We start from the raw sequence: 24,008 nt of genomic DNA, 5'->3' as shown, positions 1-24,008 counted from the left end.
TTTATTCAGGGGCTTCGTCCGTATTGGCGGGCCGTTTTTTGTTGATGGAAATCAGCAGCGCCACGAACACCATGCGCGGGGCCGAGGGCAGCACGGCTACGCTGGGGTACTGGCCGCTGGCATCTTTGGTAGCGGCGTAACGGTAGCCGTACACGTTTTGCCGCCCCAACACATTGGTGCACGACACATGCACAATGGTGAAGTTCTTCCACAGCGTTGTCACGTAGCTGGCGTTCAGGCTGAAGTCCTGAAAGCTGGGCAGGCGGCCCTGGTTGTAGCCCTCGGCGGTGTTGGGGTTGAAGTAGGCGCGCGGACTGTTGTAGGTGTAGGTAGCTCCTACCAGCGTGTGCACCTTGCTCAGCCAGTATTTGCCTACCAGGGAAAGGTTGTGCCGGGCGGCGAAGGTGGGCACAGCCAGCACGGGGTCCAGGCGCTGCTGGCGGCGGGTATCCAGAAAGCCATAGCTTATCCAGTAGTCGCCGTTTTTAATGGTTTTCTTGTCACGCCACAGCACATCTACTCCGCGGGCATAGCCGTTTCCGGCGCTGCGGTAGGTGGTGGGGTCGTAGGGTGTGAGTGGGGTTGCTAGGGCGGTCTGGTCGTAGCGCACCAGATTGGTATAGGCTTTATGGTAGGCTTCTACCCGCAGGGTGCGGTTATTATGACTGCGGAAGTAGGTAAGCTGCCAGTGCCGGGCGCGCTCAAACAGCAGTTGCGTGGGCTGGGCCGCGCGCAGCAATAAGTCGTTGGCAGGCGTTTGGTAGAAGTACCCGAACGCCCCCGAAAGCTGCGTTTTTTCATTCAGCTGATACGCCAGCGCCAACCGCGGCACGGCATTCCAGCGCTGCAGAATACCGGAGTATTCCATCCGGCCGCCCACGCGCCCCACTAGCTGGTTACTGAAGGCAATATCCGACTCCACGAAGCCTGCGACCCGCTGTTCCTGAAACTGAAATGCAGTATCAAATTGAGCTGCTTCAAAGCGTTGCTCATTATGCTGTAGCAGGCCTTCCACGCCCAGCTTCAGATTCCAGTAGGCACTGGCCGAGTCATTGGTCAGCACCAGCCGCCCCACCACGGACCGCTCCAGCTCGCGCATGGCCTGCTCACCGGCTTCTTTGGTGGCGATATGCGAGGTCTGCACGTCGCGCGTAGCGGCCACGCCCGATTGCACTGACCAGCCCCGCACTACCGGGCTGCGGAACGTGGTATTCACGTAGCCATTGCCGGCATTCAGCCCCACCGGCCGGCCTCCCGCCCATTCCGCATCGGGCTGGCGGGCTTCTATGTGCTGCGTGGTGAAAGCCCCGTAGGCCTTCAGCATACCCATAGAGCCGGTTTTCTGGCGCAGCGCCACCGAGCCGCCACCCGACTCAAACGCCCGCAACATACGCTGCGGCACCAGCCCAAAGTAAGGCCGCATGTTCATATAGTCGGCTGTTACGGCCACCGAAGACCGCTCAAACCGCTGCTGATGCGACAAGCTCAGCCCACCCAACGACAGCAGCGAAATGCCCGTCTGCGTCTCGGATGCCAAGTCCTCTGAGTTCAGCGCCACTATAGCTGATAAGGCCTGGCCATACTCGGCGGAGTAGCCGCCCGTGCTGAAGGCCATGCCTTTAAACAGCATCGGCGAAAACCGCCCCCGGGCCGGTACCCCTGACACCGATGCATTGTAGGGACTTTGCAGCGGCACGCCATCCAGGTACTGCCGGGTTTCACCGGCCGCTCCCCCGCGCACGAAAAGCTTGCCTTCTTCCCCATTGCGGGTGGTGCCAGGCATGGTATTAAAAGCGCCGGCCACATCCGCTGAGGCCCCGGCCGTGGTCACGACGTCCCGCGCCGTGAAAACCGTTTTGCGCTTATCATCACTGGCATCGAAGGTGCCCGAGGTGATGACCACGTCGCCGAGTTGGTTGCGCACTGGTTTGAGCACAATGGCCAGTTGCCGGGGGCTACCGCTCAGCGTTACGGGTTGCTCCTGCAGCTGATACCCCAGCAGCGTAGCCACCAGCGGCAGCGTACCGGTTTGGCGGGTACTGAAGCGGAAGCGGCCCAGGGAATCGGTGCTGGCGCCATCAAAGGTGGTTTTGAGAAACACGTTTACGCCAGGCAGCGGGTGGCCGGCGTTGTCTCGCACGGTGCCGCTGAGCGTGGTGGGCGTTTGCGCGGCCAGTTGCAGCGTGGTGGCCAGCAGGAGCAGCAGGGGTAGCAGTCGTTTCATCGGGTAGCGGTAGAAGTATGGGCCAAAGGTGCCCGGCTGCTACCGCCGATGAAATTTTAGGTTGCTGAAGTGTAGGATGAGTAGGATGAAGTGTGTGTATGCCGGAGCAAGCGGGATGCTGTGTTGCGAAAGAAATAGACTTTACTCTGCCTGCTCTACCTTCCGCTGTTATTCCCGGCCCTTTTGCTGACCGTAATTCTGCTTCAGATCATTGGCCAGATTATCGAGCACATAGGCGTGTTCCTGCTCAATGCCTAATTTCTCCAAGGGCTCCCAATAAAATCTGGGTGTTAATTCGGAGGTGTACGTTGTGACACGCGTCAGCTTGCAGCTGTTCTTGCCTACCTTATCGAAGTAGTAAATAGCTTCCTTAAAGCCAATCCAATTTCTACCCACCATATTGTAGTCAATCACATCCATTCGTAGCATTTTTGCTTTTTCGAGCCGGGTAATTTTCTCCACAATGGTTCCGCCCCCGAAATCGGAATTACTCATGCTGCCTGCTTTGAAATAGCAGGTGCGCAAACCACCTACTTCTTCCTTTTCCAGAACGCATTTTACCGGAACGGGCAAATCAAACTGCATCAGGAAAGGCTTTTCCGCCACCAGCGTATCCACTGATTTTATGGCGTCATACACCTGCTCGGGGCTATAGGGATACACCTGCTCCGTGCGCACCTCCACAATTTCCTGTTGGTGAGGATGCATAAAATATTCTACCGGCGCGCCAACCATAAAAGGCAGCAACAGCACCGGCAGATTAGTCGTTGATTTTAGCGCTTTGTATTTTTTCAGCAGATGCGCAACAACGTATCCCAGGAAAATAAGCGGAATAAGAATCGGCAGTGTCATAATGATGCATAACAGGCCCGAAAGACCGGGAATGTACATGGCCATCAGGAAAATAACGGCAGCAAACACGGCACCCCAAAACGTGTATTTGCCATTCGGCATCGCGCCAATGGAAATGCCCAGCACAATGGGCAGCAGCACAAACAGTATCCAGCTGTAATTGGCCAGCCCCATAAATAGGAACCCAACCCCGGTTCCCATAAAAATTAGCGTCAGAATAATAGAGAGCTGAAAGCTGCGGTCTTGTAGGATTCTTTTCATGTAATAGCTAGTCGGGTTTTGCCAAACCATTAATACCTGGCTTACCCCGGCCATCAAACTACGGCAATCCTCCGGCAGGCTACAAACCGCCCCACCCCTACCTTTGCCGCGTACTTTACCTACTTTCCCATGACCCTTACCTGGACCACCAAATCCTTCGCCGACCTTACCCTGACAGAACTCTATGACCTGCTACAGCTGCGCAGTGAGGTATTTGTGGTGGAGCAGACGTGTGCGTTTCAGGATATAGACGGGCAGGACCAGGCCGCCTGGCACCTACTGGGCTACACATCGGCCGGCGAGCTGGCCGCCTATGCCCGCCTGTTTGAGCCGGGCATCAGCTACCCCGAGGCCAGTATTGGGCGGGTGGTAGTCAGCCCACTTTTCCGGCGCTTTGGACTGGGTCGGGAGCTGTTGCGCCAGGCAATTAATGCCGTAAACACTCTAGTTGGAGCGCAGCCTATTCAGATTGGTGCGCAGCTTTATCTGCAGGCCTTTTATGAAAGCTTCGGCTTCCGGCAGGTGGGCGAAGGGTATCTGGAAGATGGTATTCCGCACATTCATATGGTGCGCGCAGGCAGTTAACCCGTGAAGTAGTGTAGCTACATTGTTTTGGCAGCGGGCTTTTTCCAGTACTGCTCAGGTTGTAGCTTTGTTGAATTGCGTCCCAATGGTTATGGGCGCTTACTGCTGCTTTTCTACCTCTATGCCTACCCGCAACCTTCCCATCGATTATCAAAAGCTATTTCGGGCGCTGCCGGAGAATTTTCTGCTCCTAGCGCCCGATGGCCTGGTATTGGATAACACCGACGGCCACGTTGCCGCGTCGCTGAAGCCCCGGGAAGAGGCCGTGGGCAAAACCATTTTTGAAGCGTATCCCACTCCCGATGAGCAGTCAACGCAGGTCATCCGGGACTCGCATGATTATGTGCGGCAGCACCTACAGCCGCACACCATGCCCATCATTCGCTACAGCCTGGAACGGCCTGCTGAGCAGGGTGGTGGCTATGAGGAAATGTACTGGCAGGCCACCCACTACCCTATTCTGGATGAGCAGGGGCAGTTGGAATTTATTCTCCAGCGCACCCAGAACATTACCGAGCAGTACCGGGCCCAGTTGCGCGCGGAGCAGGTACAACAGGAACTGGCCGAGCAGCAGGAGCGCAACCGCTTTATCCTGGAATCGTTGCCCATTCTGGTGTGGACGGCTCTGCCCACCGGCGAGCGGGACTACTTCAGCTCCCGCTGGCTGCAGTTTACCGGCCGCCCCCTGGAAGCGGAGCTCAACAACCAGTGGATCCATAACATCCATCCCGATGATCAGGCCCGGGTACAAAAGCAGTGGAATGAAAGCGTGGCTACCGGCCAGCCCTACCAGGTAGAATACCGCCTGCGTCGTCACGATGGTCAGTATCGCTGGGTACTAATGCGTGCTATGCCGCGCTACAATGCCAACCACGAAATTACCATGTGGGTTGGCGGGGGCACCGATATTCAAGACCAGAAGCAGATGGTGCAGGAGCTGCTGGAAACCAACGAGCAGCAGGCCTTACTCTCCGACCAGGCCTACCAGGCGTATCAGCTGGCCGAAACCCAGCGCGAAACGTTCTACAACCTGTTTATGCAGACGCCAGCCATGATCTGCATTCTGCGCGGGCCGGAGCACCGCTTTGAGTTCGTAAACCCCGAGTACCAGAAGCTGTTTCCCCACCGCCAGCTCATCGGCAAAACCGTGGCCGAAGTTCTGCCCGAAGTAATAGAGCAAGGGTTTGTGACCCTGCTCGACAACGTGTATAACACCGGCGAGGCGTTTGTTGGTAATGAGCAGGAAATTATGCTCGACCGGGACGGCAGCGGCCAGCTGCAGCGCAGCTACTTAAATTTCACTTATCAACTGTTTATGGAGGGCGGGCAAAAAGCCGGTATCACGGTATTTGCCTTTGATGTCACGAATCTGGTGCTGGCACGCCAGGCCCTGGAGCGTCCTGATTCTACTGTCCAGTAAGATGAATTCCCTTTTTACTTTCAGACAGTTACCCGCGCCCTCATGGACATAAACAGCCTGGATTTTCAACAAGCCAGGATTAAACAGGTACTCTTTAAGTCCAGGCTGCGCTCCGTGCTCTACGGGGTGCGCGAGGCGGATGATGCCTTGTTTTCCTTATACCATAACCCTTTGGGGGAATGGCTGCGCACGGTAGTGAAGCCCCGCTACAGCATGCGCCCGGAAGTGCGCGAAATTGAGCGTACTATCCAGCAAATGCTGGATACCGGCTATGAACTTTCCACGCAATACAAGCGGGGGCACATCGAGGAGGCCCGTGCCGGCCTGGAGAAAATTAACGCTTATTCTGACCAGATTGAAGCCTTGCTGCAAACTCTGGAGCAGCATACCAGAGCATAAAAAGCCGCTCCCAGGATATGGGAGCGGCTTTTTTATAATGCATTTATACCTCGGGCAATTGCACCGCTTCCAGCCAAGGGTGCAATTGGGCGGGGTTCTGAAACAGATTGATAAACAGTACCCGCTCCTCGCCTGCCAACCGCCATATTTCTGCATAAAAGTCGCCCAGCGCATATAGCTGCAGCCGGCAGCCGTACTCGGCACGATCGGCCAGGTGGTGGCCTGCCTGTAGCAGGCGTTCCGTTTGCTGGCCCATGGGTAGTTGTTTAAAAGCAGCGAGATACATCCTGTCAGCACATGGTCTTTGCCGAAGATACAAAGTTGTGGGCAGTAACCTTGCCCTGGCTCGACGGCAGAACCATTTAGCCGTGCTACTTTCACGGCATGAAAACCATTCGCTTTCCGCACCCGCTGGTTTTGCTGGTTGGGTTTATCCTGCTGGCTACTCTCCTCACCTACCTGCTGCCCGCCGGCGTATTTGAGCGCCACCCCGATGCCGCTACAGGACGCGACATTGTGGTTCCTGGTTCCTACCATAGTGTACCCGCTTCGCCAGTACATCCGCTGCAGGCCATAGTAGATATCCCGAAGGGAATGACGGAAGCGGCGTCCGTTATTTTTCTGGTGTTTCTGGCGGGCGGCGCTTTCACGGTGGTAGACCAGACCGGGGCCCTGCGCCGTGGGGTAGACTGGCTGCTGGATAAATTCCGGGGCCGTGAGGCCGTGGTGATTCCCATTATCTGCGTGCTGTTTGCTACTATGGGGGCGCTGGAAAATATGCAGGAGGAGATTGTGCCGCTCATTCCGGTGCTGCTCATTCTAATGCGCCGTATTGGCTACCCGCCCATTATTGCAGCGGCTGTCAGCATAGGCTCGGCGGCGGTTGGGGCGGCCTTCAGCCCGCTCAACCCCTTCCAGGTGGGCATTGCCCAAAAGCTGGCCCAGCTGCCCCTGCTCTCCGGCGGCGGATTCCGTATGATTTTCCTGGCCCTGGCCCTGGCCATCTGGATTGGGGGCACCGTGCGGTTTGCTATGCGCCACCGGATTGTGCCCGAGGTAGATGAGGTAACCGGCGAGGCTACGGGCGTGGGTCGCCACGGCCTGGTGCTCCTGCTGCTGTTTCTCACTTTTGCCTTCTTCGCCTACGGAGTACTCAAGCTGGAATGGGATTTTGATCAGATGGCCGCGCTGTTCTTTGGGCTGGGCGTAGCGGCTGGCCTGGTGGGGGGATTGGGTCTTACAGGCACGGCCTCCGGCTTTATTGACGGTTTCCGGGACATTGCTTTTTCGGCTCTGCTGATTGGCTTTGCCCGCGCCATTTTTGTGGTGCTGGAGCAAGGCCAGATTGTGGATACCATTGTAAATGGCCTCTCTGCCCCACTGGCCGGGCTGCCGGTTACGCTTTCCGCGCTGGGCATGGTAGGCGTGCATACCGCGCTGCACCTACCGGTACCCAGCGTGAGCGGGCAGGCCGTGCTCACCATGCCCCTGCTGGTACCCCTTTCTGATTTAATTGGCCTTTCCCGCCAGGTAACGGTACTGGCCTACCAGTATGGTGCCGGCCTTTGCGAAATCATTACGCCGACAAATGGCGCCCTGGTGGCTATTGTAACCGCCTGCGGTGTGCGGTTTGATCAATGGTGGAAATTTGTGCTGCCGCTATATCTTTTGCTGCTGCTGCTGGCAGTGGTAGCCATTATCACGGGCATTGCCGTGGGGATATAAGCGCAAAGCCTGTCATTTGGATTCCTGCTGATAGTTTAAGCGCCCCTGCCTGATGTATATAGGCAGGGGCGCTCTGTTTTTAAATATCCTGGAGTGTGACTGTTCTTAGCTTACAACCCGCTACTTAGGGAGTATGGCACACCTGGCTCCGTTGCCTCCGCCTCCGGGCTTTGGCGCACCGCCAACCCCAGCAGCGCCCACATAACAAAGCTGTAGGCCTCAAACAAATCGGCTCCGGCTTTGCGGTAGCCCAGCGCAACCAGAAGGAAGAATATCGGCAGTGTAATGCCGCATAGAATGGGCACCCAACGCCGCCAGCTGGTCCAGACGCGTGCTTGCAGCACCAATAAGCCCACCACCAGCATACATACCATACTGGCTGGCCAGCTTAGGTCGGCAATGTGATAGAAGATGGGGTTATGCGGCCCGGGCAGCAAATCCATGACCTGCTGGCAGGCGGCCAGGGTTAATAGCACTAACTGCAAGACAAACACGCCTAGCGCTACCCGGCCGTGGCCGGTAGCCCGGGCGCGGCGCAGGCCCAGAGCGGCACAAAACCAGCCCACTAAAAAAGCCAGCCCCAAAAGGGCCGAAGCTTTATTGTCCCACTGACCGTTCGATTTGCTGGCCAGGCTGGCCAAGGCGAGGGTGGGGCTTAGCAGGATGGTCAGGGTGCCCAAGGTTCTGTTATTCATAGCTGTAAAGTGTAAGGGTTTAATCCACTACAATTTACAACTCGCCCCTCCCGGCTGTCAATCACATATTAGGGTGAGTAATACCAAAAATCGTTTGGCCCCGTCGGAAAGCGCATAGCTGGTGTGAGCTAGGCCAGCCTCAGCTCATCGGCCTCAAAAATGCGCGGCAGCTTACGCTTACGCTCCACCATCTGAAACCGGGCAGTATCGTTCTTTTCATCCCAGTATACATCCGAAATCAGGCCCCGGTGCGCGGGTTTGCCAGGGGCCGGGTGGGCTTCTTCCACTACATCCCCAAAGCTGAAGGCGGGCTTTTCGTACAACTCTTTAAATAGCTCGGGGCTTACCTTAAACTGCTGCTCATCGTAGCGCAGCAGCATCCAGTCCTCAGTTTCGCCAATCTTCTCAAACACTTTACCCAGCGGCTCCAGCCACTCAAAAGAGCGGCGGTTGGCCGGGTGAATGTAGCGGAGGCCATAATCGGGCGTCCAGGAATACAGGCCAAAAACTACGGGAACAGGACGACGCACAGCAGCAATAGAAAAGGTAAAGCAGGAAAGTACCTGCAAAGCTACGCATCCTCGTTGGCAGTGTTACCGCCCTTTCCGCCTACTAATTCGCACTCAGGTAAGCAGCTGCAAAAATTTCATCGGAGATTTTTTGCACTATTACAGCTTCAAAAGCCTTTCTATCAAAAGCTTACAATCAAAATATAACCAAACAACTAGGCAATCAGTAGAAGCAGCACCTGTTGAGTCTTTGTGCTGATTTTCCTCTACAAGCATGCCTGAAACCGATACCCTTTCCGCCCCTACGCTGCAAGTTGGCATGGGCGCTATTCCCCATACCCAGGGTACTACCTTCCGGGTGTGGGCACCTTACGCCGACGCCGTAGCTGTTATAGGTACTTTCAACGATTGGAGCCCTGATACGCACCCCCTCTTGCCCGAAGAAGGGGGTTACTGGGCCATAAATGTACCCGGTGCCACTGTGGGCGCGGAGTACCGTTTCTGGTTGAAAACGCCTACCGGCGAGCTTACCCGCAACGACCCCTATGCCCGTGAAGTAACCCATTCTGCTGGCAACTCAGTAGTGCCCGATCTGGCTTTTGATTGGGGCGACCACCAGTTTGAGATGCCGGCCTGGAATACGCTGGTTATCTATGAGCTTCATGTAGGCACTTTTCATACCTCCACCGAAGACCAGCCCGGCACTTTCCTGGATGTGATTGAGCGGTTGCCTTATCTACGGGATTTGGGCATTAACGCGATGGAAATTATGCCGCCTACGGAATTTCCCGGTGGCCGCTCCTGGGGCTACAACCCATCCCACCCCTACGCTCTGGAAACGGACTATGGTGGGCCTAAAGCTTTTAAAGAGCTGGTGAAGCGCGCCCACGAGCACGGCATTGCCATTATTTTGGATGTGGTATACAACCACTTTGGCCCCGGCGACCTGGACTTGTGGCAGTTTGATGGCTGGCAGGAAAACGACGGGGGCGGTATCTACTTCTACAACGATTGGCGGGCCGAAACACCCTGGGGCCACAACCGCCCCGACTATGGCCGCGCCGAGGTGCGCCAGTATATCCGCGACAATGCCCTGATGTGGCTGGAAGACTACCAGGTAGATGGCCTGCGCTGCGACGCCATTGCGCATATCCGCAATGTGCGCGGCACCAGCAACCCCACCGACGACCTGCCCGATGGCTGGAGCCTGATGCGCTGGATTAATGAGGAAATCCGGGAGAAAATGCCCTGGAAAATCACCATTGCCGAGGACCTGCTGGGCAACGAGTACATCACCCGCGCCCCGGAACAGGAAGGCCAGGGATTCTCTGCGCAATGGGATGCCGGCTTTGTAAATCCCATACGGGAGGCTCTGGTGGCATTTTCTGATGATGAGCGGGACCTGGAGGCCGTAGCGGCTGCTATCAGCAGGCGGTACAATGACGATGCTTTTCAGCGCGTTATCTATACTGAGTCGCACGATGAGGTGGCTAACGGCAAGTCTAGGGTGCCCGAGGAGATTATGCCGGGGGAAGCGCACTCCTGGTTCCCCAAAAAGCGGGCTATTCTGGGCGCGGCACTGGTATTTACCGCGCCGGGTGTGCCCATGATTTTTCAGGGTCAGGAGTTTCTGGCTGATGGTTTCTTCTCCGATGACCTGCCCTTAGACTGGCAGCGGGCCGAAGACTTGCGCGGCCTGGTGCATCTCTACCGCGACCTGATCCGGCTGCGGCGCAATCTGGAGGGCCATACGCGCGGCCTTACGGGTCAGCATATCGAGGTTTTTCACCTCAACCACGAAGATAAAACTCTGGCCTTCCGGCGTTGGGCTGATGGGAATGGTGGGCCCGGCGACACCACCATTGTGCTGTGCAACTTCGCCGACCGCACGCATGAGTCCTACACGATTGGTTTGCCGGCCGCCGGCCACTGGCGCGTACGCTTTAACAGCGACTGGCAGGGCTATGACCAGGAGTTCGGCAATTTCGAAAGCCTGGATACGCTGACGGTAGAAGGCGAATATGACGGCTTCCCACAGCATGGCAGCTTTGGCCTGGCCCCGTATTCCGTGATAATCATCTCCCAGGAACCTTAAAATCCAGGTAAAAGCCACCAGCCACCAGCGCTGCGGGCTGCGCACCGTACCCTGGCTTACGGCATATTACTTCTGCTTTTCAGGCAAAAAATACCCCGTAGTTGCTGCGGGGCCATTTTTTTTCTGCTAATTCCAGCCTGAAGTACGCTTCTCCCGCTTACCTTACGCTGCTCCCCACCACCTTCTGTTCTGTATTCTGTGCAAGTGCCTCAATCTACCCCCGATATAGTTGCGCCCGATGCCCTGTTGGTTGAAGTAGCCTGGGAAGTTTGTAATCAGGTAGGCGGTATTTACACCGTTATACGTTCTAAAGTACCCGCCACCGTGCAGGGCTGGCAAGACCGGTACTGTTTGCTGGGGCCTTATTTCGCCAATCAGGCGCAGGCTGAATTTGAGCCTTTGTCGGAAACGCAGCTGGCTGCCGCCCGCGACCCATTTGCCCGGGCCGTGCGCCGGATGCGGGCCGCCGGCTACGATGTGCAGTATGGGGTGTGGCTGATAACGGGGCGTCCCCGGGCAGTGCTATTAAATCCTTTCCAGGCCTATCCGCGCCTGGGAGATATCAAGCGCGACCTGTGGGAACACCATGGTATTCCTACCCCCGATAATGACGACCTGCTGCACCAGGTAGAAGCTTTTGGTGTGCTGGCCAAAGTGTTTGTGCAGGAGCTTACGGCCGAGGTTACGCAGCAAGTGCTGGTGCATTTTCATGAATGGATGACTGGCGTTGCCATTCCGGATCTGCGCCGCGAGCAAACACCAGCGCACCTGCTCTTTACCACCCATGCCACCCTGCTGGGCCGCTACCTGGCCATGAACGACCCCAACTTCTATGACCACCTGATGCAGGTGGACTGGGAAGCAGAGGCGCGGAATTTCAACATTGAAACGGCGGTGCGCATTGAGAGGGCCGCGGCCCACGGTGCCCACGTCTTCACCACCGTGAGCGAGCTGACGGTGCGGGAGTGCATTTACTTGTTAGACCGGATTCCGGACGCGGTGCTGCCCAACGGCCTGAACATTGAGCGGTTTGTGGCCCTGCACGAGTTTCAGAATCTGCATCAGCAGTACAAAGCCAAGATTCATGAGTTTGTAATGGCTCACTTCTTTCAGAGCTATTCTTTCGACCTCGATAATACACTATACCTTTTTACCTCCGGGCGCTACGAGTATCACAACAAGGGCTTTGATTTGACCCTGGAAGCCCTGGCCCGCCTCAACCACCGCATTCAGCAGAGCGGGGTAGATGGGCAGGTGGTCATGTTCTTCATCACTAAACGGCCCTTCCATAGCATTAATCCGCAGGTGCTGCAAAGCCGGGCTATTCTGAACGAAGTGCGCGAAACCTGCGAAGCCATTGAACAGCAGGTGGGTGAGCGGATGTTCTACGCTGCCGCCGCCAGCACCGACCACCGCCTGCCTGACCTCAGCGCCATGGTAGATGACTACTGGAAGCTGCGCTACCGCCGCACGCTGCAAAGCTGGAAAACCACCAGCTTACCCCCGGTCATCACCCATAACTTGATAGACGACCACAACGACGACATTCTGGACTTTGTGCGCCGCGCCAACTTGGTGAACAACCGCCACGACCGGGTGAAAATCGTGTATCATCCCGATTTCGTCTCGCCTACTTCTCCCCTGTTTGGCATGGAGTACGGCCAGTTTGTGCGGGGCTGCCACCTGGGCATCTTCCCCAGCTACTACGAGCCCTGGGGCTACACCCCCCTGGAGTGCGTGGCCCGCGGCGTGCCCGCCATCACCAGCGACCTGTCGGGCTTTGGTGACTACGTGATGCAGCATGTGCCCGACAACGAGGATAAAGGCATTTATGTGATTGAGCGCAAGGAGCGCAGCTTTGATGAAGCCGCCGAGCAGCTTACCTCCGTGCTGTGGGATTTTGTGCTCCAAAGCCGCCGGGAGCGAATTATGCAGCGCAACCAGGTGGAAAGCTCCTCGGAGATGTTCGACTGGAAACACCTGCGCGTGTACTATGACCGGGCTTATGCGCTGGCACTGGAGCGCAGCTAAGCTACAGGCTGCAGCTCCTCAATGGGCTTATACACCAAGCGTAACCCTACCACAGAAACCACGCAGGCCAGCGTAGGCAGCAGCCCTATGGGCGTGAACACCACGGTGGGCGCGCTCAACCCGCTCAGCAAAAGCGCGGCCCACCAGATTTGTCGCCCGGCCCGGGAACGTCCGCGGCAGAGCAGCCACACCTGCCCGAGCATGTAGCTGCTGATACCCAGAAACACCACGCCCATTTGCAATAGAGCGTAGAAATGAAAATCGAAATGGAAGGTATCCTGCTCTATTCGCTCCAGCGCATGAAAGAGGATTTCGACCAGATGAGCCCCCATGCTAAGGGCCACTAGCATAGGCCCCAGAATAACCGCAAACAAAGCGCCGGGGCGCATAGGCGGCCGAAAGGTGACATAGGCCCGGCGGCAATACCAGGCCGAAGCCAGCACCGTCGCTCCCATTACCAATTGATCAATATACTGAAGCAGAAATTTCATGGGAGGGGCTCTGGATTACCTTCCAAAAATACTGTCCCCTTCTGCCCGCGTCAATCACATAAGCATGTGGCAATAAGCCGTTACGGCTAATGCCATTGAATTTCTCCAGCTGATCTTGCCGCTGTCTGCTTCTCTACTTGCCACCAAGCAGCTTGAATTGAAGTCAGGTAAATCCGCAATTTTGTTTAATTTTTTAGTATAAAATGTTAAACAAATTAAACTCCTTTGCGTTTCTTTTTTAGCAAAACAGGAAAGCTTGTTCTGGCTTATGCTGGCATCTTGTACCTTGTGAGACTTTCAGCTATCCGGCATTTTCTTTTCGCATGCATCCCTTTCCCCGCTTCTCTAAGGTTTCGATGCTATGCGCAGCTTTTCTGCTGGGCCAGGTCGCTTTGGGCAATGATTTCTGGCTGCGTCCCAGCCAATATCACGTCTCGCCGGGTGCCACTGTTTACGTACAGCGGCTGGTAGGCCAGCAGTTTAAGGGGGAGCGGTGGAGCGGCACCAGCCAGCGCGTGGCGCAGCTACTGCACTATGCTCCCAACGATACCGTGGACCTTACCCAAATTGCCACCCAACACGATACGCTGCAGACCAGCCTGGCACTGAATGAGTCTGGCACCCATCTGCTGGGCTTTACCAGCAACGAAGTCAGCCTGACCCAAAGTGCCACTGAGTTTAATAACTACCTGAAAGCAGAAGGTCTGGACCAAGTGCTGCTAACGCGCCAGAGACGCAAGCAGCTGGAAAAGCCTGCCCGTGAAACCTACCGCCGCTGTGCCAAAACGCTGGTACAGGTAGGTACTGCCTCCGATGGTCCATTCAATGCGGTGCTGGGCCAGCCCCTGGAGCTGGTACCGGAGCAAAACCCTTATGCCCTGCGCCCTGGCACTTCTATTACGGTACGGGTGCTGGAAAACGGCCAGCCCGCGCGCGGCCAGTTGGTGCGCGTGTGGCTGAAAGCAGGCCTGCCTACCCAGCCCGCTACTGTGCAAAATATGTACACTTCTGGTGAGGGCCGCGTGCTCGTGCGGCTGCCTCCTACCCCTGTGGAAGTGCTGGTAACTGCGGTACGCATGCGCCCCCATCCCGACTCTAAAACGGCCGATTGGCAAAGTGCCTGGGCAAGCCTTACCTTCGGGCTGGGCAAGTCAGCCCGACGCTGATTCGCACGCTTTATACAACCATTTTTTTTACTACCTTCGCAACTCTCGCAACCACCGAATTTCCCGACGGCATGAAGTACACGATTGATAAAAAAGAAACTTACACAATCATCACGATTGACGAGAAGAAGCTCGACACCACCGTTGCGCCAGACCTGAAATCGGAGTTTGTGAAACTGAATGCCGAGGGGATTAATAACCTCATCCTGGACCTCACCAATGTGAAGTACACGGATTCCTCGGGCCTGAGCTCTATCCTGATTGCCAACCGCTTGTGTAATTCCACGGGTGGGTTGCTGGTTCTCACCGGCCTGCAGGACCACGTTATGAAGCTCATCACCATCAGCAAGCTGGAGTCGGTTTTGAACATTCTGCCCACCGTGGAAGAAGGCATTGACCGTATTTTCCTGCACGCCATTGAGCGTGACCTGACCAGCAAAGAATAGCTTTCTATGCCTGGAGCTGTTGGCCGTTAGCTGTTAGTCTTTATAAGCTAACGGCTAACGGCCAACAGCTTTTTTTATTCCCCACGCACACAGCCGCTAGTAGCGGCAGCCCGCAGCCGCCTTGGAGTTTGAGCTAAGAATACTAGGCAGTGGATCGGCCACGCCGGTTCCCAATCGTCATCACACGGCCCAGGTGCTGACCGTGGGCAACATGCTGTACCTGCTGGACTGTGGCGAGGGTACGCAGCGGCGGCTACTGGAGCACAAGATTAGCCCCCACCGCCTCAAGGTTATTTTTATCAGCCATCTGCACGGCGACCATTTCTTTGGGCTGTTTGGTCTGCTGGGCACCATGCACCTGCAGGGCCGCACTGAGCCGCTGCACCTATTTGGGCCGGCCGGCCTGGATGAAGTGCTGACTACCCAGTTTCGCCACTCCGGCACCGAGCTGGGCTTTGAGCTGGAATATACTTTGGTAGACCCTACTCAGCACCTGCTGGTGTATGAGGACCGCAACGTAACGGTGCATACCATGCCCATGCACCACCGCATTCCGTGCTGCGGCTACCTGTTCCGGGAGCAGCCGCGCCGCCGTTCCCTGGTACGGGAGCTGTTACCTGCCGGCCTCACCCCAACCCAGCTGCACCAACTAGCCCAGGGCGAAGATGTAGTAGATGAAGCCACCGGCGCAATGCTGGTGCGCCACGCCGATGTAGCTGGCCCACCCAAGCACGCCCGCAGCTATGCCTTCTGTTCCGATACCGTCTTTACGCCCTCTATGGCGGAGATGGTGCACAAGGTGGATATTCTGTATCATGAAGCCACTTTTCTGGAGGAGCTGCGGGAGCGGGCCGCGGTTACGCTGCACTCTACTGCCCGCCAGGCCGGCGAGTTAGCACGCCTGGCTGATGTAGGACAGCTCCTAATCGGGCACTTTTCCTCTCGCTACCGCGACCTGGAGCCCCTGTTGCGCGAAGCGCGCACGGAGTTTTCCAATACGCAGCTGGCCCTGGAAGGCACTATAGTCAGTGTGCCTACTACGGCCATTCTGGCTTGATCTAAGTTGCAACTACTTTACTGGCTTACTCCCACTTTGCCCCGGCGCCTGGTTCCGGGTGCCTGATTTTCTTCTATGCTTCCTGTATCCTCCTATGCCCGTAAAAAGCAGCAGCTATATCTGGTTCTGAGTGGCATTTTTGTGGTTAATGCCCTGCTGGCGGAAATCATTGGGGTGAAGATTTTCTCGGCCAACGCCTTGCTGGGCATACCCAACACTATTCCCGGCGACCTGACTGCCGGGGTACTGATCTGGCCTGCAGTGTTCATCACCACCGATATTATCAATGAATACTTTGGGCGGGAAGGTGTGCTGCGGGTTAGCTTTCTGACTGTAGCGCTGATTCTGTATGCTTTCCTGATTATTCTGCTGACCACCCACTTGCCTCCCGCTGCCTTCTGGCTGGATGTAAATAAGGTAGATGCGCAGGGCCAGCCTTTCAATATTGACTTTGCCTATCAAAGCATTTTCCGCCAGGGCTTGGGCATTATAACCGGCTCAATCACAGCCTTCCTAATAGGTCAGGTGCTGGATGCCACCGTATTCCAGGCGTTGCGCCGCATTACGGGCAGCCGCATGGTGTGGCTGCGCGCTACGGGCTCTACGCTTATTTCGCAGCTGGTTGATTCGTTTGTGGTGCTCTTTGTGGCGTTCTACCTTTTTGGCAATTGGTCTTTTGAACAAGTGCTGCGGGTGGCTAACACCAATTACTGGTATAAATTCGCGGCGGCTATTCTACTCACGCCGGTGCTTTACCTGGCCCATTTCCTGATTGACCGGTATCTGGGCCAGGAGGAAACCACGGAACTGCAGCAGGAAGCGGCCGCTAATGTGAGTGTGTAACTGAAATAATAATCTACAATCCTTATTCTGTTATCCTTGATGCGTTTCCCTCTACTTATTCTATTTGTTGGGCTTCTATTCCCACAGTTAGTATTAGCGCAGATATTTTCTCAGTTCGAATCAGGATCCTATGTACTAAAAAGCAACCAAAACCAGCGCCATAACTGTGAACTCAAGCTACGAGGCAACTCAGTATTAATGGTTAAGGACTCGACAGTTGGCAAGAACTTGAAGCTTACTCCTAACGAAGTGAGTTCCTTTCGTATAGGCCAACATAAATTCATTGTAGCTCAAAATTTTGACGTCCCCGCCAGCATTGCTAGCGGCTTTGAGGACCAAGCCTTTGTGGAATTACTCGACAGTGGGCAGGTTATTCTGATGCGCTATGAATTCACATCCGGTTCGGCAGTTATGATGGGTGCTGGTGGTACAATGAGCCCCGGTGGTAGTACTAGTTCTGAGCTTTACTTGCTGCGTTGGGCAACTGGACACGAAATTTCACCTATCCCAGCCAATCAAGTAACACACGGTGGTCCGAAATTTCGAGAGGCTCTTCTGCCATTTTTTAGCACCCGCCCTGATTTAGCGAAGCTATTAAAGGAAAAGCGTATTATACTGGACGACCTTCCAGGTGTTATTCATGCTTTGAATACCAACCAAGAATTTACTCCAACTAATTGGAGCCCTCCTTCTAATACCAGTAACTGGACCGACTTACCTACTAATTATGTCCCGAATACTAACCGGCATTCAGAGCACAGGCCGCCCTCACTTAGGTAACCTGCTGGGTGCTATTTTTCCGGCCATTGAGCTGTCGAAAAACACCGCCAATGACTCCTTGTATTTCATTGCTGATTTGCACTCCCTCACCACAGTGCGTGATGCGGAAACGTTGCGGCAAAACACCTACGCGGTAGCCGCCGCCTGGCTTGCCTGTGGCTTCGATACAGAGAAGAACTTGTTCTACCGTCAGTCGGACGTGCCGCAGGTAGCGGAGCTGACGTGGTACCTCTCCTGCTTCACGCCTTTCCCGATGCTGGCTAATGCCCACTCGTTTAAGGACAAGTCGGATAGACTCTCGGACGTGAATGCGGGCCTGTTTACCTATCCTGTGCTGATGGCGGCCGATATTCTGCTATATGATGCCGAAGTGGTACCCGTAGGCAAAGACCAGATTCAGCACCTGGAAATAGCCCGCGACATTGCCTCGGCCTTCAACAACCGTTATGGCGAAACCTTCGTGCTGCCCCAGGCCCGCGTAGACGAGCAGCTCATGACCATTCCGGGCCTCGATGGGGCCAAAATGAGCAAGAGCTACGGCAACATCATCGACATCTTTGCCGAGGAAAAAGCCCTGCTTAAAACGGTGCGCAGCATTGTTTCAGACAGTACTCCGCTGGAAGCACCTAAAAACCCGGATACCGATACTACTTTCAAGCTCTTCTCCCTGCTGGCCACGCCCGCCGAAACCGAGGATATGCGCCAGCGCTACCTGGCCGGCGGCTACGGCTACGGCCATGCCAAGCAGGCACTGTTTGAGGTGATAATGCGCCGATTTGCCACCGAGCGGGAGCAGTTCAACTTTTACATGAATAACCTGCCGGAGGTAGATGCCCGCCTGGCCGAAGGAGCCCGCAAGGCCCAGGCTTACGGTTCCGAAGTACTGAACAAGGTACGCGAGAAAGTAGGCTATCTGCGTCGTTAATCCGTTTGCTGGCCTCCTTCACCACAAAAAAGGCTTTCCGAAACGGAAAGCCTTTTTTGTGGGTGGGTCTCTACTAGTAAATCAAGCCGTCTACGCCGGGGCGTTGCTGGTGCGAGAAGCTGAAGCCTACTTTGCTGCCTCGGCTTACCTGCTGGTTTTCTATTTTTTGCTTTACCGTAATCTTTTGGATTTCCGGCAGGGGCGGCGCAATCAGGTCGTTGTTGACGGCGGCAATCATGGCGCTTTCCACAAAAAGCTTCATGGCATCGGCCGTGACTTGGTTATCCGACATATCCAGATCCGGCATTTCCAGCTGCTGCACGCCCTCCAGAAAATAATGGCTGTCGATGTTGATGAGCAGGCGGCCTACCAGGTAGCCGGGGTCGTTCATGCGCTGGTATTTGATGCTGTCGGCCATAAAGTTGTAGGCCATAATATGCCCGAAGAAGCGCCTGCGGAAATCAGCCTCTACGTAGTCAGTGCGCATAGGCCCATAGTCATCAGGGAAGGTGACGATGTTGGAGTGAAGCACGAAAACGAGCAGGTCGCCGGAAAACCGGATGTGAAACTCCATTTCGTTTACGGGAACATATTCAATGGCTACGCTGGCATCTACGGGCGTGAGCTTGCTGCTGAGCTCCACTACCAGTTCCCTAGAGACCTTCCGCAGCAGTTCAAAGGCAGCCAGGGTGTTGCGGTATATAGCTTGCTTGGCGGTAGATTTTTGCCGAAGCCCTTCGAAAATAAGCTCTAAACGCTCGTTTACGGCTTCCGGCGTAATAGAATCTATGTGATGGAGAGCTTCCGATTTGCCACTGGTATCAGCCCCATTCTTGGGGACCAATTGTTTAGCTTTCACTCGCTTTTCAGGAACGGGCGCGGTTACTCCCGGGTCAGTGGGCTGAGTTTCTATCAGCGCTTCGGTCGAGGTCTTTTTGGATGTGCGTTTGGCCATGCGTGCAATAGAGGTGGCAGGCAAGAGAAAGGCCTGCGAAGGTGAGATGAGTATCCTACGCGGAGAAAAGGCGCGGGTTAAAGCTCCCTATGTACGAAAAACCGGCCTATTATGGTACCTCAGGTGCCAATATTGGATAGTACTGCCCCGGTGGCTTACTTTCTCCTCAGCGCTAACTCTTTAAAAAATAGCCCGGACTGCTTCCCAGGTTAGGGAGAGCAGCCCGGGCTATGATTGGGCAGCCAGTAGAAGGCGGACCTTACTGGCGCAGAAGCTTCATCTGGGTGTTCAGGCCGTGCCCGTTTTCCAACTGGAGGTAATACATGCCCACCGACGGCATTTCCCGCGAGAAATTAAAAGGAAGCGTAGCCGTTGGTGCTTTGAGTTGCAGCCTGCCAGTAGCAATTCTGGCGCCCAGAGGCGAGAAAAGCGTGTAGATAACCTCCCCCTGTAATGGCTCTGCTAACCCCACTACGTACTTCCCATCGGCCGATGGGTTGGGATACACGCTTATGCCTATGTACGAAGAGGTGACAGGGTGTTTGGCCGTGAGCGTGGCAACGGTTTTGGCCGCCGCTATTGCATTAACGCCTTTCAATGTGAGGTTAAAAGAAATATCCGGGCTACTGCGACTTTCCTGGTGCACCTCTGCCGCTACCACGTTGGTGCCCGTTACAAAAGCAGAGGCCGGAATGGTAAAGGAGATGGATGAAGCACCATCATCAGAAGCCACGGCGGCTAAGGAATTGCTTGAGATATTGCCGGTAGGCAGATTATTGCGGTACACCTCCGTCCCATTCACATACATCACTACCCCATCGTCGCGCTTCAGGCTGGCTGTGTAAGAGCTGAACGCACTGGCATCACTAATACTGATGCTTTTGCGGAAATACGTGGTAATATGTTTTCTATTGGGATTTGTACCGTAGCTCACAATGGTGGCCTCGTCGCCATCCCCATAGCCCAGCTCCGATGGCCCGCTTTTCCAGCTGGCGTCGTTAAAGCTTTTCGCCCGCCAGCTGTTGCCCTGATTGGTGCCATTGTCGAGATATTTCCACGTATCTCCAAAAGCAATGAGCGAACTGCTGGCCGGCTCCGGATTCACCGTTAAGGTTATTTCATCGGCGGCACTTACCCCGCCTTTATCGTCCGTTGCCGTTAAGCTGAACACATAGCTACCAGCTACCAGGTCACTGACGGTAGGCGTGGCGGCGGAAAAACTACTGAACGTAGCGGTATTCGGGCCGCTCACCTGTGTCCAGGCATAGGACGCAATGCTGCCATCGGCATCCGTGGCCGAGCCATCCAATACCACACTGCTCGTAGGCAGCGTAATGCTCTTATCCACCCCGGCATTGGCGACAGGCAACTGGTTAACTGCTTCGGGACTTACCGTAACGGTTACCTGATCAGCGGGACTGGGGGCACCGTGGTTATCAGCTACAACCAGGCTGAACACGTAGCTGCCCGCTATCAGACCGCTAACAGTAGGCACAGCTTGTGTATTGCTTGAGAAAGTAGCCGTATTAGGTCCACTCTCCTGACTCCAGGTATAGGCGCTGATGCTGCCGTCAGCATCGGTACCCGAGCCATCCAGACTCACACTATTGACGGGAAGGGTAATTGATTTATCGGCGCCAGCATGGGCAACAGGCACCTGGTTCACCGCTTCCGCATTCACGGTAATACTCACCTGATCGGCCGCACTGCTGGCACCCAGATTGTCTTTCGCCGTTAGGCTGAAGACATAGCTGCCGGCTACCAGGTCACTGACGGTAGGCGTGGCGGCGGAAAAACTACTGAACGTAGCGGTATTCGGGCCGCTCACCTGTGTCCAGGCATAGGACGCAATGCTGCCATCGGCATCCGTGGCCGAGCCATCCAATACCACACTGCTCGTAGGCAGGGTTATGGTTTTATCCGCGCCAGCATTGGCCACCGGCAACTGATTACTGCTGCCGGCACCGGTACCCGTGCCGGTTAAAGAGAAATCAAAGGACAAGTCGGAGCTGACTACATCATTCTGGTGGATTTCCACAGCAATGAGGTTGGTGCCCGATACAAAAGCGGAGGCTGGAATGGTAAACGCCTGGGCAGTGGCGCCGTCATCAGGGGCCTGCGTTTGGGCTAGCGTGGTGTAGCTGACGGTGCCCGTGGGCAAATTACTGCGGTACACTTCCGTGCCATTCACGTAGACCACGGCCCCATCATCCCGCTTAATGCTGGCCGAGAATGAGCTATAAGTACTGATATCGGCTAGCGTAATAGCGCGGCGGAAGTAGGTGGTAACATACTTGTTGCTGGCATTGGGTCCGTAGCTGACGAGAGTGGCTTCATCTCCGTCGCCATAGCCCAGCTGCCCGGGCCCGCTTTTCCAGCTGGCATCATCATAACTACTGCCGCGCCAAGTAGTGCCTTGATTGGTGCCATTGTCCAGATATTTCCATGTGGCCCCAAAGGCCACTAATGTGCTGGTAGAAGAGCTACTATTCACCACCACGCTCACCTGATCTGCTACGCTGACGCCGCCCTGGTTATCCGTTGCTATTAAGCTGAACACATAGCTGCCGGCCACCAGCCCACTGACCGTGGGCACGGCCACCGTGCTACTACTGAACGTGGCGGTATTCGGGCCACTGACCTGACTCCAGGCATACGACGCAATACTGCCGTCGGCATCGGTCGCTGCACCATCCAATACCACACTGCTCGTAGGCAGGGTTATGGTTTTATCTGCACCGGCATTGGCCACCGGTAGCTGATTGGCAGTGGCAGCATTCACGGTAACGGTTACCTGGTCTGCTGCACTGGCCGCACCTTTGTCATCCGTTACCGATAAGCTAAACACATAACTACCCGCAGCCAATCCGCTAACGGTAGGCGCGGCGGCGGAGAAACTACTGAACGTGGCGGTATTGGGTCCACTGACCTGTGTCCAGACATACGACGCAATACTGCCGTCGGCATCCGTAGCCGAGCCATCTAGCACCACACTATTGATGGGCAGGGTAATCGATTTATCTGCACCGGCATTGGCGACCGGTGCCTGATTAGTACCTCCGGTGGGCCCGGTACCAGTTAGGGAAAAATCGAAAGAAAGGTCGGAGCTGACCACATCATTCTGATGGATTTCCACAGTAATGACGTTGGTGCCCGATACAAAAGCCGAGGCCGGAATGGTAAATACCTGGGCAGTGGCGCCGTCATCAGGGGCTTGCGTCTGAGCTAGCGTGGTGTAGCTGACGGTGCCCGTGGGCAAATTACTGCGGTACACTTCCGTGCCATTCACGTAGACCACGGCCCCATCATCCCGCTTAATGCTGGCCGAGTACGAGGTAAAACCTCCCGGATTACTAATGGTAATGGCCCGACGGAAATAGGTAGTGATGTAGCGGTTGCTGGCATTGGGTCCGTAGCTGACGAGAGTGGCCTCGTCGCCATCGCCATAGCCCAGCTGCCCGGGTCCACTTTTCCAGCTGGCATCATCATAACTACTGCCGCGCCAGGTAGTGCCCTGGTTGGTGCCATTGTCCAGATATTTCCATGTGGCCCCAAAGGCAATCAGGCTGCTGGTGGAGGTAGTTCCGTTAACCGTCACCGTCACCTGATCGGCCGCACTGCTGGCACCCAGATTGTCTTTCGCCGTTAGGCTGAAGACATAGCTGCCGGCTACCAGCCCACTGACCGTGGGCGCGGCCACCGTGCTACTGCTAAAGGTGGCGGTATTGGGCCCGCTCACCTGCGTCCAGGCATAGGACGCAATGCTGCCATCGGCATCCGTGGCCGAGCCATCCAATACCACGCTGCTCGTAGGCAGCGTAATGCTCTTATCCGCGCCCGCATTAGCTACCGGTAGCTGGTTACTGCTGCTGCCCTTACTGAGGCCAACCAGGGAGAAGTCGAAGGACAGATCCGAGCTGCCCGGATCGGACTGGTGCACCTCCACGGCAATGACATTATTACCCGAGACAAAGGCCGAGGCCGGGATGGTGAAGGTTTGCGGCGTGGCCCCGTCATCGGTAGCCCCGGTAGCCCGGGTGGTATAGCTGATGGTGCCCGTGGGCAGGTTACTGCGGTAAACTTCTGTTCCATTGACATACACCACCGCCCCATCATCCCGCTTCAGATTAGCCGTGAAGGAAGTGAAGGCACTGATATCAGCAATACTGAGGCTATTGCGGAAATAGGTAGTGATGTAGCGGTTGCTGGCATTGGGTCCGTAGCTGACGAGAGTGGCTTCATCCCCGTCGCCATAGCCCAGTTGCCCGGGCCCGCTTTTCCAGCTGGCATCATCATAACTACTGCTGCGCCAACCGGTGCCTTGGTTGGTGCCATTGTCCAGGTACTTCCACGTGGCGCCATAGCTGACCAAATTCACAGGCGTGGTATTACAATCCGGATTCAGGCGCACTTCCTGCCTGGTGGACAGCCCGGCGGCATCGGTCACGGTCAGCTCAATGCGGTAGTAATATTCCTCGTCCACGCAGCCCAACGGCTCGACGGTGGTCGTCGTCTGCCGGGCCGTGTCCACTGGCTCGGGGTGCTCGTG

At 55.7% G+C, this 24,008-nt stretch carries 20 protein-coding genes; 12 read left to right on the top strand and 8 right to left on the bottom strand.

Going from position 1 to position 24,008, the window contains the following annotated elements; genetic code table 11:
• Position 1: 1 nt before the first annotated feature.
• Entirely contained in the window at positions 2–2,224 is a 2,223-nt protein-coding gene (locus Q4G72_RS12710; RefSeq protein ID WP_303311805.1) for a TonB-dependent receptor, read from the bottom strand.
• 168 nt (positions 2,225–2,392) lie between these two features.
• Positions 2,393–3,337: a polyketide cyclase gene (locus tag Q4G72_RS12705; protein ID WP_303311804.1), complete on the bottom strand. Its 945-nt coding sequence runs from the start codon at positions 3,335–3,337 to the stop codon at positions 2,393–2,395.
• Positions 3,338–3,466: 129 nt separating this feature from the next.
• Here Q4G72_RS12705 and Q4G72_RS12700 point away from each other — a divergent pair, with 129 nt between their 5' ends.
• The 3 genes from Q4G72_RS12700 to Q4G72_RS12690 all read left to right on the top strand — a co-directional run bounded on the left by Q4G72_RS12700 (position 3,467) and on the right by Q4G72_RS12690 (position 5,741).
• Positions 3,467–3,922, top strand: a complete 456-nt coding sequence (locus Q4G72_RS12700; protein ID WP_303311803.1) for a GNAT family N-acetyltransferase — start codon at positions 3,467–3,469, stop codon at positions 3,920–3,922.
• A gap of 121 nt (positions 3,923–4,043) precedes the next feature.
• On the top strand, positions 4,044–5,342 hold the full coding sequence (locus Q4G72_RS12695) for a PAS domain-containing protein (RefSeq protein WP_303311802.1): 1,299 nt from the start codon (positions 4,044–4,046) through the stop codon (positions 5,340–5,342).
• 42 nt (positions 5,343–5,384) lie between these two features.
• Positions 5,385–5,741: a histidine kinase gene (locus Q4G72_RS12690; protein WP_303311801.1), complete on the top strand. Its 357-nt coding sequence runs from the start codon at positions 5,385–5,387 to the stop codon at positions 5,739–5,741.
• Between the two features lie 43 nt (positions 5,742–5,784).
• Here the strand turns inward: Q4G72_RS12690 and Q4G72_RS12685 are convergent, their stop codons facing one another.
• A complete protein-coding gene (locus tag Q4G72_RS12685; RefSeq protein ID WP_054411882.1) occupies positions 5,785–5,997 on the bottom strand; it encodes a hypothetical protein in 213 nt (70 codons plus the stop codon).
• A gap of 128 nt (positions 5,998–6,125) precedes the next feature.
• Between Q4G72_RS12685 and Q4G72_RS12680 the strand changes: the two genes are divergently transcribed.
• Positions 6,126–7,466 carry a YfcC family protein gene (locus tag Q4G72_RS12680; protein ID WP_303311800.1) on the top strand — a complete coding sequence of 447 codons (1,341 nt, stop codon included), beginning with the start codon at positions 6,126–6,128 and terminating at the stop codon, positions 7,464–7,466.
• A gap of 110 nt (positions 7,467–7,576) precedes the next feature.
• Here Q4G72_RS12680 and Q4G72_RS12675 read toward each other — a convergent pair whose 3' ends face one another.
• Both Q4G72_RS12675 and Q4G72_RS12670 read right to left on the bottom strand, forming a co-directional pair.
• Positions 7,577–8,161 (bottom strand): hypothetical protein, encoded by a 585-nt coding sequence (locus Q4G72_RS12675; RefSeq protein ID WP_303311799.1) that lies wholly within the window; start codon positions 8,159–8,161, stop codon positions 7,577–7,579.
• A 128-nt stretch (positions 8,162–8,289) separates the two neighbouring features.
• Complete coding sequence (locus Q4G72_RS12670) at positions 8,290–8,691, bottom strand: DUF6960 family protein (RefSeq protein WP_303311798.1); 402 nt, start codon at positions 8,689–8,691, stop codon at positions 8,290–8,292.
• Between the two features lie 253 nt (positions 8,692–8,944).
• Here Q4G72_RS12670 and Q4G72_RS12665 point away from each other — a divergent pair, with 253 nt between their 5' ends.
• Both Q4G72_RS12665 and Q4G72_RS12660 read left to right on the top strand, forming a co-directional pair.
• Positions 8,945–10,765, top strand: a complete 1,821-nt coding sequence (locus Q4G72_RS12665; RefSeq protein ID WP_303311797.1) for an alpha-amylase family glycosyl hydrolase — start codon at positions 8,945–8,947, stop codon at positions 10,763–10,765.
• A gap of 204 nt (positions 10,766–10,969) precedes the next feature.
• A complete protein-coding gene (locus tag Q4G72_RS12660) occupies positions 10,970–12,796 on the top strand; it encodes a glycosyltransferase (protein ID WP_502213681.1) in 1,827 nt (608 codons plus the stop codon).
• On the opposite strand, the gene Q4G72_RS12655 is transcribed toward Q4G72_RS12660, so the two are convergent.
• Positions 12,793–13,287, bottom strand: a complete 495-nt coding sequence (locus tag Q4G72_RS12655) for a hypothetical protein (RefSeq protein ID WP_303311795.1) — start codon at positions 13,285–13,287, stop codon at positions 12,793–12,795. The two genes, Q4G72_RS12660 and Q4G72_RS12655, sit on opposite strands and share 4 nt — an antisense overlap.
• Positions 13,288–13,610: 323 nt before the next feature.
• On the opposite strand from Q4G72_RS12655, the gene Q4G72_RS12650 reads away from it, so the two are divergent.
• From Q4G72_RS12650 to trpS, 6 genes are all read left to right on the top strand, one after another.
• A complete protein-coding gene (locus Q4G72_RS12650; RefSeq protein WP_303311794.1) occupies positions 13,611–14,453 on the top strand; it encodes a DUF4198 domain-containing protein in 843 nt (280 codons plus the stop codon).
• 71 nt (positions 14,454–14,524) lie between these two features.
• Positions 14,525–14,899, top strand: a complete 375-nt coding sequence (locus tag Q4G72_RS12645; protein WP_044517066.1) for an STAS domain-containing protein — start codon at positions 14,525–14,527, stop codon at positions 14,897–14,899.
• Positions 14,900–15,020: 121 nt separating this feature from the next.
• Complete coding sequence (locus Q4G72_RS12640) at positions 15,021–15,956, top strand: ribonuclease Z (RefSeq protein WP_303311793.1); 936 nt, start codon at positions 15,021–15,023, stop codon at positions 15,954–15,956.
• Between the two features lie 75 nt (positions 15,957–16,031).
• Positions 16,032–16,799, top strand: coding sequence for a queuosine precursor transporter (locus tag Q4G72_RS12635; protein WP_303311792.1), 768 nt, complete (start codon positions 16,032–16,034; stop codon positions 16,797–16,799).
• Between the two features lie 36 nt (positions 16,800–16,835).
• On the top strand, positions 16,836–17,579 hold the full coding sequence (locus Q4G72_RS12630; RefSeq protein ID WP_303311791.1) for a hypothetical protein: 744 nt from the start codon (positions 16,836–16,838) through the stop codon (positions 17,577–17,579).
• Positions 17,527–18,504 carry a tryptophan--tRNA ligase gene (trpS, locus tag Q4G72_RS12625; RefSeq protein WP_303311790.1) on the top strand — a complete coding sequence of 326 codons (978 nt, stop codon included), beginning with the start codon at positions 17,527–17,529 and terminating at the stop codon, positions 18,502–18,504. Before Q4G72_RS12630 ends, trpS begins: the two co-directional genes overlap by 53 nt.
• Before the next feature lie 73 nt (positions 18,505–18,577).
• Here the strand turns inward: trpS and Q4G72_RS12620 are convergent, their stop codons facing one another.
• Together Q4G72_RS12620 and Q4G72_RS12615 are read right to left on the bottom strand one after the other, a co-directional pair.
• Complete coding sequence (locus Q4G72_RS12620; RefSeq protein WP_303311789.1) at positions 18,578–19,459, bottom strand: hypothetical protein; 882 nt, start codon at positions 19,457–19,459, stop codon at positions 18,578–18,580.
• Between the two features lie 259 nt (positions 19,460–19,718).
• On the bottom strand, positions 19,719–24,008 hold a 4,290-nt coding region (locus Q4G72_RS12615), incomplete at its 5' end, for a PKD domain-containing protein (RefSeq protein WP_502213680.1).

It is taken from the genome of Hymenobacter sp. BT730 (assembly GCF_030542105.1).
GTDB lineage: Bacteria > Bacteroidota > Bacteroidia > Cytophagales > Hymenobacteraceae > Hymenobacter.
Note: the sequence above shows the minus strand (reverse complement) of the source record. Positions and strands in the feature narration are given on the sequence as shown.

Coding starts and splice junctions, on each gene's coding strand:
- Q4G72_RS12675 (WP_303311799.1), bottom strand. CDS start 8,161: ATGAATAACAGAACCTTGGGCACCCTGACCATCCTGCTAAGCCCCACC.
- Q4G72_RS12680 (WP_303311800.1), top strand. CDS start 6,126: ATGAAAACCATTCGCTTTCCGCACCCGCTGGTTTTGCTGGTTGGGTTT.
- Q4G72_RS12635 (WP_303311792.1), top strand. CDS start 16,032: ATGCTTCCTGTATCCTCCTATGCCCGTAAAAAGCAGCAGCTATATCTG.
- Q4G72_RS12700 (WP_303311803.1), top strand. CDS start 3,467: ATGACCCTTACCTGGACCACCAAATCCTTCGCCGACCTTACCCTGACA.
- Q4G72_RS12650 (WP_303311794.1), top strand. CDS start 13,611: ATGCATCCCTTTCCCCGCTTCTCTAAGGTTTCGATGCTATGCGCAGCT.
- Q4G72_RS12705 (WP_303311804.1), bottom strand. CDS start 3,337: ATGAAAAGAATCCTACAAGACCGCAGCTTTCAGCTCTCTATTATTCTG.
- Q4G72_RS12665 (WP_303311797.1), top strand. CDS start 8,945: ATGCCTGAAACCGATACCCTTTCCGCCCCTACGCTGCAAGTTGGCATG.
- Q4G72_RS12695 (WP_303311802.1), top strand. CDS start 4,044: ATGCCTACCCGCAACCTTCCCATCGATTATCAAAAGCTATTTCGGGCG.
- Q4G72_RS12690 (WP_303311801.1), top strand. CDS start 5,385: ATGGACATAAACAGCCTGGATTTTCAACAAGCCAGGATTAAACAGGTA.
- Q4G72_RS12710 (WP_303311805.1), bottom strand. CDS start 2,224: ATGAAACGACTGCTACCCCTGCTGCTCCTGCTGGCCACCACGCTGCAA.
- Q4G72_RS12685 (WP_054411882.1), bottom strand. CDS start 5,997: ATGGGCCAGCAAACGGAACGCCTGCTACAGGCAGGCCACCACCTGGCC.
- Q4G72_RS12620 (WP_303311789.1), bottom strand. CDS start 19,459: ATGGCCAAACGCACATCCAAAAAGACCTCGACCGAAGCGCTGATAGAA.
- trpS (WP_303311790.1), top strand. CDS start 17,527: ATGTCCCGAATACTAACCGGCATTCAGAGCACAGGCCGCCCTCACTTA.
- Q4G72_RS12645 (WP_044517066.1), top strand. CDS start 14,525: ATGAAGTACACGATTGATAAAAAAGAAACTTACACAATCATCACGATT.
- Q4G72_RS12655 (WP_303311795.1), bottom strand. CDS start 13,287: ATGAAATTTCTGCTTCAGTATATTGATCAATTGGTAATGGGAGCGACG.